The following is a 13,418-nucleotide window of genomic DNA, read 5'->3' on the forward strand; positions in this document are numbered from 1 at the left end:
GAACGAACCTACTCCCGGCCGAGTTCGACGGAGATCTTGTCGAGTTGCGCCAGCCGCTTGTCGAGCGGCGGGTGGCTGGCAAACAGCGACGCGATGTCGAGTTTTCCGGTGAGCGCCGGTACGAAGAAGAAGGCGTTGTACGGCTCCGCTGCGCGCAGATCCTTCGCCGGGATGCGTGCCATGTCTCCGGAGATTTTCGTCAGTGCGCTGGCCAATGCCGATGGCTGCCCGGTGAGGACGGCGCCGGCGCGGTCCGCGGCGAGCTCCCGGTACCGGGACAACAGCCTGGTGAGCAGGAAGCTGACGAAGTACACGACAGCAGCCACGACCATCACGACGAGCACCATCAAGGCGGCGTTGTTGTTGTTGCCGCGGCTGCGGGTCATCCCGCTCCACAAGAACATCCGGGTGATGAACCCCGCCAGCACACCCACCACGGAGGCGACCGTCATCACCAGGACGTCACGATGCGCGACGTGCGACAGCTCGTGCGACATCACGGCCTCGAGCTCGCGCTCGTCCAATCGTCGTCGGATGCCATCGGTCACGCACACCACCGCACGTTTCGGGCTGCGCCCAGCGGCGAAGGCGTTGGGCAGATCGGTGTGCGCCACGGCCACCTTGGGTTTCGGCATGTCCGCCAACGCGCAGAGCCGATCCACCATGGCGTGCAGACCGGGATCCTCCTCCGGTGACACCTCGCGGGCACCCATCGCCGAAAGTGCCAGCTTGTCGGAGAAGTACCACTGCCCCCACAGCACGCCCAGACCAATGAGAATGCCGAGAATCCATGCTTCTGTGGCCAACGAGATGGCGGCGATCAGCACCACGTACAGAACCGCGAGCACCACCATGGTCAAGACCATGCGGAAAGTAAGCCCTCGGTCGGGTGCGAACCTGCTGCGTGCCACCGGCGTTCCTCCTGATCGGGCCCGATTAGCGCTCATCCTGTCACCACGGACGTGCTCGCTTGTATCAACGTCCCTGGATGCTGACGCGTTCCGCGCCGCGCTGCGCCGGAAGCGAACATCGGTTCCGGCGCAGCACCCTGTCTAGAGGTCAACGAGCCGGGGGCTCCAGCGGGATCAGGCCCTCTTCGGTCAGCAGTTCCCGAACCTCATCGATGTGCGCCTCGGCGTACGGCAGCACCAGATCGCTGTCGACCAGCTCGTCGTCCGCCAGCGGCGTGCCGACCTTGCGGACCTCGTCGAGCAGCGTGACCAGAGCAGCGCGGAACCGCTCGTCGTCGCCTGCCTCGATGGCCGCGCCGAGCTCGTCGTCGAGCTGGTTCAGCGTCGTGAAGTGCTCGTCGGCGATGCGAAGCTGGCCCTCGCCCATGATGCGTACGATCACCGCTGCTCCTCCTCACGCTGAGCCTGCGCCTCGGCGGCCGGAGCCGCGCCGGCGTCTCCTTCGAGAGCCTTCGGCGCCTCGGAGGATCCTCCAGTGAGCTCCTGCTTCATGCGGGCGAGTTCGAGATCGACGTCTCCGCCCGCGGACAGCCGGTCGAGCTCGATGCTCAGGTTGTCCGAGGAGGTACCGGTGACGTCGTCCAGTGCGCCGGAGGCGAGAAGCTCGTCGATGGCGCCGGAACGAGCCTGCATCTGGGCCGTCTTGTCCTCGGCCCGCTGGATCGCCATGCCGACGTCGCCCATCTCCTCGGAGATGCCGCTGAAGGCCTCACCGATGCGGGTCTGCGCCTCGGCGGCGGTGTACGTCGCCTTGATCGTCTCCTTGCGGGTGCGGAAGGACTCGACCTTGGCCTGCAGCCGCTGCGCGGCGAGTGTGAGCTTCTCTTCCTCACCCTGCAGCGCCTCGTGCTGCACGCGCAGGTCGCTGACCTGCCCTTCCAAGCCGGAGCGACGGCTCAGCGCCTCCCGTGCCAGGTCCTCCCGCCCGAGGGACAGCGCCTTCTTGGCCTGGTCCTGGAGCTTGTTGGACTGCTGCTGGAGCTGAGTCATCTGGACTTCGATGCGCTTACGGCTGGTGGCGACGTCCGCCACACCGCGCCGCACCTTCTGAAGCATGTCGAGCTGCTTCTTGTACGAGTAATCGAGGGTCTCCCGGGGGTCCTCGGCGCGATCAAGCGCCTTATCGGCCTTGGCCCGGAAGATCATGGACATTCGCTGGAGGATCCCCATGTGGCCAGGTAGCCCTTTCTCGAGCGGTGGTTCACGTCATGATGAAGCGTTCGCGTCCTACCCTACGGTGTCAAGGCCCTGGATGGCAGGGCAGGCTTCACAACCTGAGAATGCGTACCCGAAACGTTGTGGGCACCGGCGGATGGTCTACGGACAACGTCTAACTTACTCTGTAGGTGTGTTCCGCCGCCGATCCGACTCCGAAACCGCCGACGCGCACACTGACGCGTCCACCACGCCGACCGCCGACGCCAACGGACATACCGATGCCGATGGCCATGTTCAGCCTCCCCGCAAAGGGCGGCCGACCCCCAAACGCAGCGAAGCGGAGAAGGCTCGTAAAGAGCGCGTCAAGCCGCCGCTGAACCGCCGTGAGGCCATGCGCCGCGATCGCGAGCGCATCCGTGCCGAACGGGCCCGCGCCCGTACCGCGATGGCCTCCGGCGACGAGCGGTATCTCCTCAAGCGGGACCAGGGGCCGGAGCGCAAGTTCTTGCGCGACTACGTCGACGCTCGCCGCACGGTGGGCGAGTTCTTCCTGCCGATCATCATCGTGGTGTTGCTCGGCAATTTCATCCCCATACCCGCGGTCAACGTCTTCATGATGACCGTCTGGCTGGTGGTGATGCTGATGCTCTTCGTCGATATGGCCATCCTCAGCATTCGCATCAAGAAGGAGTTCCGCAAGCGGTTCCCTGATGACACCGGACGCGGCCACACGTTCTACGCCATCATGCGCGCCATGCAGATCCGACGGCTGCGCCTTCCCAAGCCCACAGTCAAGCCTGGAGATCTGGTGTGACGGACATCTCGCTCGGCACGAGCGACGCCCCCGAGATCATGATCCGCGCGTTGCGGTACTCGGACCCCGTCGTGCGCGCGCTGGAGGACGAGCTTCAGCAGGAGTACATCGAACGGTACGGCGGTCAGGACAACAGCCCCGTCTCGCCCGACGAGTTCGGCCCGCCGGAGGGGCTGTTCCTGGTGGGCTTCGTCGGCAACGAACCAGTCGCCACCGGCGGCTTTCGCCGGCACGCCGACGGCGTCGCCGAGATCAAGCGGATGTACGTCGCGCACGATCACCGGGGCGGCGGCCACGCTCGCCGGCTGCTGGCCGAACTGGAGACACGCGCCGCCGCGGCGGGATACCAGCGCATCGTGCTGGAGACCGGTGACCGGCAGCCGGAGGCCATCACCCTGTACGCCTCCAGCGGCTACTCCCCCGCCGATCCGTTCGGCTATCACGCCGAGGAAGAGCTCAGCCGGTTCTTCACCAAAGACATCTCCCTCACCGCGACCGCCTGAGGGTCGGCCGCGCCGGCATCCGGCGAAGCTCAGGACGGCGGGCGAAGCGGCCCCGGTTGCTCGCCACGATCGCCCGGCGCCAGCGTCCGGGGGCTGCGGTAGCGTCGGAAACATGGAATTCCGCGCACTCGGCCGTTCCGGCCTCAAGATCAGCGAGATCACATACGGCAATTGGATCACGCACGGCTCCCAGGTCGAGGAGGACGCCGCGCAAGCATGTGTGCGGGCTGCGCTCGATGCGGGCATCACCACGTTCGACACCGCGGACGTCTACGCCGCTGGGCGGGCCGAGGAGGTCCTCGGCCGGGCGCTGGCCGGCCAGCGTCGCGAATCCGTGGAGATCTTCACCAAGGTGTTCTGGCCGTCCGGCGGCAGCGGGCCGAACGATCGCGGACTCAGCCGCAAACACATTCACGAGGGAGTCAACGCCTCCCTGCGCAGGCTCGGCACTGACTACGTCGACCTGTATCAGGCGCACCGATTCGACCACTCCACGCCGCTCGAGGAGACGATGGAGGCGTTCGCCGACGTCGTCCGCGCGGGCAAGGCCCTGTACATCGGCGTCTCGGAGTGGACCGCGGAGCAGATTCGCGCCGGTCACGCCCTGGCTCGTGAACTCCGGGTGCCGCTGATCTCCAACCAGCCGGAGTACTGGATGCTGTGGCGCGTCATCGAGTCCGACGTCGTGCCGGCGTGCGAGGAAGCCGGGGTGTCGCAGATCGTCTGGTCGCCGATCGCGCAGGGCATGCTCACCGGCAAGTACCTGCCGGGGCAGGCGCCACCGGCCGGCTCCCGGGCCACCGACAACAACGGCGGAGCCGGGATTATCCGTCGGTGGCTGGACGACGACGACCTCCTCGAACGGGTACAACGGCTGCGTCCCCTGGCCGAGCAGGCTGGGCTGACCCTGGCCCAGCTCGCCGTCGCCTGGGTGCTGCAGAACCCGAATGTCGCGGCTGCGATCATCGGAGCGTCACGACCCGAGCAAGTGGCGGAGAACGTCAAGGCGGCCGGGGTGACACTCGAACCCCACCTGATGAAGGCGATCGACGAGATCCTCGGCGACAAGGTGGAACGAGACCCGTCCGTCACGGCCACCCGCTCCCCCGTCTTCGACTGACGCGTCCGCTGACGAGGGGGCGGCTCGGCATCCGGATTAGCGGCGGGAGCCGCCCCCGCGCCGCCCTCCACCCGAGCTGCGTCGCGACGATCCTCCGCGCGACGAGCTGCGCCGCGACGAGCTACTGCGCGACGACGAGCCGCGGCTGCCGCCGAACGACGAGCGGCGGGTGGTTCCACTGCTCCAGGAGGACCGGCGCGACGAGCTGGATCCCCAGACGGCCGCGGTGGCGCCGGCCGCACGCCGCTGCCGGGCGAGCTCAGCGTCCCGGCGGCGCTGTTCCTCACGCCGCCGCGCCTTCTCCTCCTCGGAGGTAGCCGCGTTCACCTGGTTCTCGATCGCGGCCAGCTCGTCGTTCAGGGCGATCCAGTCCGGGTGGGAGCCGGTGAGGTCCACGTCGCTCAGCCTGGCCTCGGCGGCCGACGCCTCGCTGCGCACGCTTTGCGGCGCGGCGGAACCGAGCTGTGTCACCAGGCTCCTCAACGCGGCCACCCGGGCGCTGACGGACGCGTGCCGCTCAGGTACGGACTCACTCAGCCGTCGCGCATGCTTCAGCCGCTCCGTCACTTCGCCCAGTGCCGCGCGGGCGAGACCCTGGGCTGCCTCCGCGTCGTTCAACCGACATTCGGCACCGCCCAGGTCCCGGCGCTGCACCAGCCCGTTCGCCTCGTCCAGCAGGCCGGCGGCGGAACCGATCTCCTCCCGGCCGTGTTCGACCTTGCCGTCGATCGGGACGCTGATGCTCTCGGCGAACTCCGTCCGCAACGCGGCCTCGGCGTCGGCTGCCGGCCCTTCGAGGGCCTCGATCTCTGCCTGCTCGCGGTTCAGCGCCGCCAGCCGTTCGGCGAGATCCGCCTCACGCTGGGCGAGCCGGCCGAGCGCCTCGCGGGACGCCTCCAGATCCGAGATCAGCGAGGAGAGCTTCTCATCCGTGGCGATCAGGCGTTTCTCGTCAAGCAGGCGGTGGATCTCCCGCACCCGCTCGTCGTACACGTCGAGGACAGCGGCGTCGTCGGTCACCACGTACCCGGCGGCATTGCCCGTGGCAGCGGCTTCCCGCACGTCTGCGGCAAGCTCGTCGGCACGGGCCAGGCGATCGGCCGCCTCGCCGTCGACGGCGACAACCGCGGCGATCCGGGCCTCTTCCTCCGCGAGCCGTGGAAGGAGGCCGCGTACCTTCGTCTCCAGCCGTTCCCAAGCCTGAACATCGGTCTCCAGCGCCGCGAGACTGCGCTGAGAGAGCAGCTGATCGCGATCAGCGCTGAGTTCGGAGCGCTGATAGATCATCTGGTCGGCCGAGTCCAGCATCTCCTCGGAATCTCCCAGCGCGACCTCGATCTCCTCAGCCGCGACCGCGCTCTTCGCCAGTTCGATGTCTCGCCGCAGCGACTCGGTCACCGGGTCCAGCTTCAGAGTCAGCTCGTCCAACTGGGACGTCGTCCGGGTGAACCGGGCGGCCAGTTCCTGACGCCGCCGGCGACGACGCCACGCCACGGTCCCGCCCACCAGCCCCACGCCCGCGACGCCCACCACCCCGGCAACAGCGCCGCCGTTGCCCGGCGGAGGGTCGATGACGTCACGGATCTCCGCCAGGCCGCCGGTAATGCCCCGTTCCCACTCCCCGACGTTCAGCGCCGGGTTGATGACGTCGGCCTGAATGTCACGCCACTCGTCGTCCAGGGCGGACGGCGCCTGGTCGCCGTAGAAGACCACGGTCTCGCCGGTGTCCTGCGCGGTGTCCGTGGTGAAGGCGAGCACCACGAGGTTGTCCCGGAAGCCCCCGGAGGTGTTCTGCCACGAGCCGCATGCCTGCTCCTCGGCGTCCACCCAGCTTTCCAGGTGCGGGGCCTGCTCCTGCGTGAGCACCCGGACGCGCACTTCGAAGGCGAGCGCGCTGCGGAAGTCTCGTGCCGCTGTCTCGATCGCCGCCGACTCGTCCGCGGACAGCACACCCGCGTGGTCGACTAGCACCACGTCACAGGACTGGCCGGAGGGCGCCAAGGTCGTCGCCCAGGACGGCGTGGCGACGGCCGGTGCGGACCATGCCGCCGGGCCCGCCAGCGCCAGGACCACGCCCACGGCGTATACGGAGAGGGCGGATCCGCTCCGCCGGGCACCAGTGAACACGCCGATCATCATCTCACTCAGGCGGCTCGAGACTCATCGGGCCGTAGACCTCGCGTCCGTCCTCGTACAGAGTCACTGAATGCACTCCGGACTCCGACAGCTGCCGCCAATGCTCCCCGATCCAGCTCTCCGCGTCTGACTGGGTGGGGAACTCCACCGTGCTTCCCGCGTCGGCGCCGTCCTCGTCCTTCATCAGCTCACCACCGGCATCGATGAACCGCCAGCTCCACGCCATCGCAATCTCCTCCAGGCTCGTCGACACCACTGAGGTTCTCATACCGCCGTTTTGACCCGGTCACAAGCGCGTGGGACAGTGAGAACACCTCTATGTACCGGTTGGGGGAAGTCGGTCGGATACCGACGCTGACCCGCAGCCGTAGGCCGCGCACGCGGTGGTCCTGCTCGCATGTCGCAGGAGTCGCCCCGTGTCCATCATCGCGGTGAGCCGGAACGCCGGACCGGTACGAGCGGCTTCACGTCCCGTCGAGGTCTGCGGGACGAGGCACAGGACACGACGGTGATAGCCGACCGCACAGCGGCCGGAGGGCGTCGAGCGGTCCGGTCCTCGTTCCCGGACCGCTCATGAAAGGTTCGCGACACCGATGCGTTCGCTGCGCCGCATGGCTTTGGCCGTCCTGGCCGCCGTCCTCCTCCCCGTTGCCGTCGCCGGCACCGCGGAGGCGGACTCTTATCGATTCTGGGGCTACTACCAGTGGGCGGACGGCGAGTGGGCGTTCGCACCCACCGGGCCCGCCGACACCACGCCCGAGGACGGAGCCATCGAGGGCTGGCGGTTCGCGGTGGGCGGCGAGTCGGCGACCCGGTTCCCCCGTACCGGTGACGTCTTCGAGGAGATCTGCGGTGGCGCCGCCGCGGAGGACTCCGAGAAGCGCGTCGCCGTCGTCATCGACTACGGCACACCCGAGGACGCGCCCGAGGGCGACGAGCCGCCCGCTCCTCGCGGGGAATGCGCCGTAGTCGCCGACGACGCCTCCGGCTCGGATGTGCTCGCCGCCGTGGCGCAGGCCCGCTTCGGCGACGGCGGGCTGATGTGCGGTATCGACGGATACCCCAGCTCGGACTGCGGCGGACCGGTGGACGGCCCGGCGCCCACCGACGACGAGACGGCCGTCGAGCTGGTCCTGCCGAGCGACGGCGAGACCTCCGATGACCCAACGGACGACGCCGAGGCCACAGACCCGGCGAATGCCGCGGACGCCGATGACGACGGCGGCTCGCAGCTCGCCCTCGGCATCGCCGCCGCGGCCGTGGTGCTGATCGGGATCGCGGCGGTGTGGCGGATGCGCCGTTCCCCAGGCACGTGATCCTCGTCAGGGCCGGTCGGTGGGGGCAGCTACGGCTTCCCCGGGCATTGCACGCAGGGGCGTGGTGGCTGTGGGCGCTCGGCCTGGCGGCAGCGGCCAGCCGCACCACCAATCCCGTGCTGCTCGCGCTGCTGATCGCCGTGGCCGGATACGTGGTGGCGGCCCGCCGGGGGTCCGAGCCCTGGAGCCGTTCATTCGTCGTCTTCCTCAAGCTCGGTCTGCTCATCATCGTGATCCGAGTGCTCTTCCAGGTCCTGTTCACCTCGCCGCCGGGCGGCGCCACGTTGCTGTTCCGGCTGCCTGAGCTGACGCTGCCGGGATGGGCCGCCGGCTTGAAGCTGGGCGGACCGGTCACACTGGAAGCGGCGACCCTCGCCTTCTACGACGGCATGCGCCTGGCGACCGTCCTGGCGTGCATCGGCGCCGCCAACGCGCTGGCTGACGCCCGGCGCCTGCTGCGTTCGGTACCCGGGGCGCTCTACGAGGCCGGCGTGGCCGTCGTCGTCGCGATGACCTTCGCGCCCCGGCTGGTCGAGGACGCGGGCCGGGTCCGGCGCGCGCATCGGCTGCGGGGACGGCGAGTGCGCGGAGTGCGGGCCGTGGGCCGGATCGGGATGCCGGTCCTGGAGGGCTCCCTGGAGCGCTCACTCGAGCTCGCGGCGGCGATGGACTCGCGTGGGTTCGGCCGCGCCGCCGCCGTCGATCCCCGCCTGCGGCGCTCGTCCGGCGGGCTGGTCCTGCTCGGCCTGGTCGGGGTGTGTATCGGGCTGTACGGGCTGCTCGACGGCGGAGCACCCGGCGCGGTCGCCACGGGTGCGCTGGTGGCCGGGCTGGCGTTGGCTGTCGCCGGGCTGGTGCTCGGCAACCGTGGCTCACGGCGCACCCGCTACCGGCCGGATCCGTGGCGGCTGCCGGAATGGCTGGTGGTCGCTTCCGGCGCGGCTGCCGCGGCGGCGTTCGCCACGGCATCCGCGCAGGCACGTCCCGGCATGAATCTGATGGTGGTCCCGCTGCTGGTGCCCGCGATACCGCTCTTGGCGGTCGCCGGCGCTCTAGCCGGACTCCTGCCAGCATGGGCGGCTCCACGGCCACGATCCGCGACGGAGGCCGCAGCATGATCGTCTTCGACGAGATGTCCCTGCGCTACGACGAGGGTGCTCCTCCGGTGCTGCGCGACGTCGACCTCCAGATCGCCGAGGGTGAGCTGTGTCTCGTCGTCGGGCACACGGGTTCCGGCAAGTCCAGCCTGCTGCGTACGGTCAACGGCCTGGTCCCGCACTTCAGCGGCGGTATCCTCTCCGGCCGGGTCCTCGTAGAGAGCCGCGACACCCGCACGCACCGCCCGCGCGACCTCGCCGACGTGGTCGGCTTCGTCGGCCAGGACCCGCGAGCCGGCTTCGTCGCGGAGGTGGTCGAGGACGAGCTGGCGTTCGGCATGGAATGGCTGGGCCTCGCACCCGACGTCATGCGCCGGCGCGTGGAGGAGACGCTGGACCTCCTGGGGCTCGCCGACGTCCGTCGCCGCGCCCTGTCGACGCTCTCCGGCGGCCAGCGGCAACGGGTCGCGATCGGGGCCGTGCTGGCCGCTCATCCCCGCATCCTCGTGCTCGACGAGCCGACCTCGGCGCTGGACCCGCAGGCAGCGGAGGATGTCCTCGCCGCGCTCCACCGGCTGGTCCACGATCTGGGCACCACCGTGCTGCTCGCTGAACACCGCCTCGAGCGGGTGGTCCAGTATGCCGATCACGTCCTCTACCTTCCGGGTGACGGGAAGGTGATCGACGGCGCCCCTGGCGAGATCATGAGGACGGCTACCGTGGCACCGCCGGTGGTTGAGCTCGGCAAGCTGGCCGAGTGGTCGCCCCTGCCGCTGTCCATCCGCGACGCACGGCGGGCGGCCTCCGGACTGCGAGAGCGCCTGGCCGATGTCGACCCGGGTGTGGGTGCGCGGGCGATCACCGTCATCCAGGAGCACCGCGGGTCCGCCGGGAGCACACCAGGAACCGAGGCCACCGGTCAGCGGCGAGGACCCTGGTGGCGGCCGTTCAGCCGATTCCGGCCGGGTCATCACGCGCAGGCAGCGCTGCCGGCCGGCACCTCAGGCGACCTGAGCGTGTCCGACGGCGGCGGTGCCGGTCACGCCTCCGTCGGGCGCACCGGCGCGGTCCTGGCCGAGGTCAGCGGACTCGCGGTGCGGTACGGCGAGACGGTGGCGTTGCGTGGCGTCGATGTGGTGATTCACGGGCACGAGGTGGTGGCGGTGATGGGCCGCAACGGCGCGGGGAAGTCGTCGCTTCTCGGCGCCATGGCCGGGCTGATCGAGCCCGCGGCCGGCTCTGTCCGTGTCGGCGGCATCGATCCGCGCTCCGCCGAGCCCTCCGCCGCGATCCGGACCACCGGCATGGTGCCGCAGGAACCGACCGACCTGCTCTACGCCGACAGCGTCGCCTCCGAGTGCCACGACGCCGACCACGATACCGGCGCCGCGCCGGGCAGCTGCCGGTCGCTGCTGTCCAGGCTGGCACCGGAGATCGACGACCGGACGCACCCGCGTGACCTGTCCGAAGGGCAGCGACTCGCGCTGGCCCTCGCCGTCGTCCTGGTCGCCCGGCCGCCGCTGGTCCTGCTCGACGAACCCACCCGAGGCCTGGACTATCCGGCGAAGCGGCGACTCGCGGGAATCCTTCGTGGCCTTGCGGCCGAGGGCCACGGCGTGGTCCTGGCCACCCACGACGTCGAGCTCGTCGCGGACTTGGCCACGCGCGTCGTCGTCATCGCCGACGGCGAGGCGGTGGCGGACGGCGAGACCGCGGACGTGGTGGTCGGCTCACCCACCTTCGCGCCTCAGGTGGCCAAGATCATGGCTCCCCTACCGTGGCTCACCGTCGGCCAGGTCGAATCCGCGCTCGAGGCCGTTCCATGACCGTCGGCCGACGTCCCGGTCATCCGACGGACTCGCCACCGGCGCTCCCGGGCCAGGTGGTGTCCGTGCTGCGGATGGGTCCGCGGAGCGTCGCCGCGCTGGGTCTGGTCTCGCTCGTGGGGCTCGCCTCTTTCGGCTGGCCGCTGTTCATCGGCGCCGACGCCGCTCTGGCTCACTCCGGTGACGCGCCGTGGCTGTTCGCCGCACTCCTCCCCCTGCTGTTGCTCATCGTGCTCGCACAGCTCACCGAGGGCGGCATGGACGCCAAGGCGGTGGCCCTGCTGGGGGTGCTCGCGGCCCTGGGGACCGGGTTACGGGTCCTGGGCGGGGGCGCGGGCGGGCTCGAGCCGGTGTTCTTCCTGTTCGTTCTTGCCGGACGTGTGCTCGGGCCGGGATTCGGTTTCGTGCTCGGCCAGCTCACCCTCCTGGCAAGCGCCCTGGTGACTGGTGGCGTCGGCCCGTGGCTGCCGTTCCAGATGATGGCCGCGGGCTGGATCGCACTGCTGGCGGGTCTCCTCCCACCGATGCGTGGCCGGGGTGAGATCCTGCTGCTCGCCGCGTACGGCGCCGTCGCTGGCCTGCTCTACGGCGTGCTGATCAACCTGTGGTTCTGGCCGTTCGTCAGCTACGCGGACACCGGTATCAGTTATGTGGCGGGTGCACCGGTCACGGAGAATTTGGCGCGCTACGCCGCGTTCCTCGTCGCCACGTCGCTCGGATGGGACGTTACTCGCGCGGCGTTCACAGCCGTGTTCTGCTTGGTGGCGGGCCGGCCAGTCCTGGCGGCGCTTCGGCGCGCCGCTCGCCGGGCCAGATTCGAGCTCGCCCATCAGCCGCATCAGGCCCCAACCGGCACGAGCTAGTCCTGGTCATCATCGCCGCCCGCACGAGCGTGGTCGGTGTGGCGGGTGGCTACCGTCGCCGACGCACGAAGGGATGACGGTCACAGGCGCCGAGCGCCGGTAGCGGGTGCGCTCATGACAGCAGCCTTGACAATTCATCCGTCATACTGTTGTCTCCAGGGTAAAGACGGATGCCGGGCGCGAGCGGAGTTATGCGTGCATTCTTCCTCTGCCGGGCCTGACCGCCCGCTTCTGCACGACCCCGATCTTCGCCGCTACGTGGCGGCTCGACTCGTCTCGCTCGCCGGTTCGGCCATCACGTACGTCGTCATGCCGGTCCTGGTGTACAGCCTCACCCAGTCGGCTACCTGGACCGCCATGGTGGCCGTCGTCGAGGGCATTCCGTACCTGGTCACGGGGTTATGGGCCGGGCTGCTGGCGGACCGGTTCGAACGCCGGCGCGTGATGATCGGCGCGGACATCGCCGCCGCCCTTGTGCTGTTCAGCATCCCGCTGGCCGCCTGGGCGGGCCAGCTCACGGCCGTGCACGTCCTGCTGGCCGCGTTCGCGGCGCAGACCGTCTTCGTCTTCTTCGACGCCGCCAATCTCGGAGCACTTCCCAGCCTGGTACCGCGCCGTCGGCTGCCGTCGGCGAATTCGGTCATCGCCGGCGGCGGAACCGTCGTGGAGGCCACCGTTCCCGCCCTCGCCGGTCTCCTGCTCGTCGTGATGACACCGTCGTCGCTGATCGTGATCGACGCCGTCACGTTCGTGGCCTCGGCGTTACTGGTGCGCGGCATCATCCGGCCGCTGAGCCATGCCCGGACGCAGCGGCCGCAGACCGGGCGTGCCGCCATCGCCGAAGGACTCCGTTTCATTCTCGACCACCCGGTATTGCGGCATATGACCGTGATCGGGTCCCTGGTGGCCTTCAGCGGTGGCTCGCTGGTCGGCATCCTGGTGGTGTGGGCGGACCGGAGCCTTGGCGTGCGCGACGGTGACTGGCGGCTGGGCTTCGTCTTCGCTGCGTGGGGCGCCGGCGCGATCGTCGGGAGCATGGTGATGCCGCGCCTGGTCTACCGGCTGGGCGGTGTCCGGGCCGCACTCGTCTGCCTGCCCCTCTCCGGCCTCGGTGGGGTGTCCACTGCCCTGGCGACAAGCTGGTTGTCCGGGGTGCTGGCCATCGCGGCGTGGGGCGCCGCCTACATGGTGGTCGCGGCGACGTCGGTGACCCTGCGCCAGCAGGTCACGCCGGAGCCATTGATGAGCCGGGTGATGACGATCGGGCGGATGACCTCGTTCGGCGCCGGGTTCCCCGCGGGAGCGCTGACTGTGGGGATGCTGGCGGACCGCCTCGACGTGGCGTCGGCATTGTTGGTATGCCAGCTCAGCATCGCACTCGCGACTCTGATCGGCTGGTTGTCTCCGTTGCGCACGGCGCCCCGGACGCTGACCATGCCCGAAGATGCCCCGCACTAGCCCCGTGCCACGCCCGCTCCACCCCGCTCCAAATGAGGCTCTTGTGACATGTCCGTGGGTGGGTTGAGCGTGTCATAGCAGCGCACGCCGTTCTTTCCGCCTAGGTTTTTGATTGTCGAAGATCAAAAACAAGGTGTGAGGAGAACGGCGTGCGTG

13 protein-coding genes and 1 riboswitch are annotated in these 13,418 nt (G+C 69.6%); of the genes, 8 read left to right on the forward strand and 5 right to left on the reverse strand.

The features are described 5' to 3' along the window. Positions 1 to 8 precede the first annotated feature (8 nt). The 3 genes from htpX to G1H11_RS23720 form a co-directional block, all read right to left on the reverse strand. The gene (gene htpX, locus G1H11_RS23710) at positions 9 to 911 is read right to left on the reverse strand and encodes a zinc metalloprotease HtpX (RefSeq protein ID WP_216844081.1); all 903 of its coding nucleotides are present in this window, start codon (positions 909 to 911) and stop codon (positions 9 to 11) included. Positions 912 to 1,059: 148 nt separating this feature from the next. Further along, positions 1,060 to 1,353: a PspA-associated protein PspAA gene (gene pspAA, locus G1H11_RS23715; protein WP_163821093.1), complete on the reverse strand. Its 294-nt coding sequence runs from the start codon at positions 1,351 to 1,353 to the stop codon at positions 1,060 to 1,062. Then, complete coding sequence (locus G1H11_RS23720; protein ID WP_163821094.1) at positions 1,350 to 2,141, reverse strand: PspA/IM30 family protein; 792 nt, start codon at positions 2,139 to 2,141, stop codon at positions 1,350 to 1,352. The genes pspAA and G1H11_RS23720 overlap by 4 nt, the downstream gene beginning before the upstream one ends. Before the next feature lie 82 nt (positions 2,142 to 2,223). Here G1H11_RS23720 and G1H11_RS23725 point away from each other — a divergent pair, with 82 nt between their 5' ends. The 3 genes from G1H11_RS23725 (at position 2,224) to G1H11_RS23735 (ending at position 4,566) form a co-directional block, all read left to right on the forward strand. Further along, positions 2,224 to 2,943: a DUF3043 domain-containing protein gene (locus G1H11_RS23725; RefSeq protein WP_216844083.1), complete on the forward strand. Its 720-nt coding sequence runs from the start codon at positions 2,224 to 2,226 to the stop codon at positions 2,941 to 2,943. Beyond that, entirely contained in the window at positions 2,940 to 3,446 is a 507-nt protein-coding gene (locus G1H11_RS23730) for a GNAT family N-acetyltransferase (RefSeq protein ID WP_216844084.1), read from the forward strand. Before G1H11_RS23725 ends, G1H11_RS23730 begins: the two co-directional genes overlap by 4 nt. A gap of 112 nt (positions 3,447 to 3,558) precedes the next feature. Beyond that, complete coding sequence (locus G1H11_RS23735) at positions 3,559 to 4,566, forward strand: aldo/keto reductase family protein (protein WP_163821095.1); 1,008 nt, start codon at positions 3,559 to 3,561, stop codon at positions 4,564 to 4,566. Between the two features lie 36 nt (positions 4,567 to 4,602). Here the strand turns inward: G1H11_RS23735 and G1H11_RS23740 are convergent, their stop codons facing one another. After that, the gene (locus G1H11_RS23740) at positions 4,603 to 6,693 is read right to left on the reverse strand and encodes a TPM domain-containing protein (protein ID WP_163821096.1); all 2,091 of its coding nucleotides are present in this window, start codon (positions 6,691 to 6,693) and stop codon (positions 4,603 to 4,605) included. Between the two features lie 13 nt (positions 6,694 to 6,706). Further along, positions 6,707 to 6,928, reverse strand: a complete 222-nt coding sequence (locus G1H11_RS23745) for a hypothetical protein (protein WP_163821097.1) — start codon at positions 6,926 to 6,928, stop codon at positions 6,707 to 6,709. An 82-nt stretch (positions 6,929 to 7,010) separates the two neighbouring features. Further along, positions 7,011 to 7,169, forward strand: a riboswitch (cobalamin riboswitch). A 126-nt stretch (positions 7,170 to 7,295) separates the two neighbouring features. Between G1H11_RS23745 and G1H11_RS23750 the strand changes: the two genes are divergently transcribed. The 5 genes from G1H11_RS23750 (at position 7,296) to G1H11_RS23770 (ending at position 13,262) form a co-directional block, all read left to right on the forward strand. After that, positions 7,296 to 8,018, forward strand: coding sequence for an SCO2322 family protein (locus G1H11_RS23750; RefSeq protein WP_163821098.1), 723 nt, complete (start codon positions 7,296 to 7,298; stop codon positions 8,016 to 8,018). Then, positions 7,988 to 9,136 (forward strand): CbiQ family ECF transporter T component, encoded by a 1,149-nt coding sequence (locus G1H11_RS23755; protein ID WP_216844085.1) that lies wholly within the window; start codon positions 7,988 to 7,990, stop codon positions 9,134 to 9,136. Before G1H11_RS23750 ends, G1H11_RS23755 begins: the two co-directional genes overlap by 31 nt. Further along, positions 9,133 to 10,941, forward strand: coding sequence for an ABC transporter ATP-binding protein (locus G1H11_RS23760; protein WP_163821099.1), 1,809 nt, complete (start codon positions 9,133 to 9,135; stop codon positions 10,939 to 10,941). The genes G1H11_RS23755 and G1H11_RS23760 overlap by 4 nt, the downstream gene beginning before the upstream one ends. Continuing rightward, entirely contained in the window at positions 10,938 to 11,804 is an 867-nt protein-coding gene (locus tag G1H11_RS23765; RefSeq protein ID WP_163821100.1) for an ECF transporter S component, read from the forward strand. Before G1H11_RS23760 ends, G1H11_RS23765 begins: the two co-directional genes overlap by 4 nt. Before the next feature lie 195 nt (positions 11,805 to 11,999). Further along, complete coding sequence (locus G1H11_RS23770; RefSeq protein ID WP_163821101.1) at positions 12,000 to 13,262, forward strand: MFS transporter; 1,263 nt, start codon at positions 12,000 to 12,002, stop codon at positions 13,260 to 13,262. The last annotated feature ends 156 nt before the right edge of the window (positions 13,263 to 13,418 follow it).

The organism is Phytoactinopolyspora alkaliphila (assembly GCF_010550695.1).
GTDB classification, from domain to species: Bacteria; Actinomycetota; Actinomycetes; order Jiangellales; family Jiangellaceae; genus Phytoactinopolyspora; species Phytoactinopolyspora alkaliphila.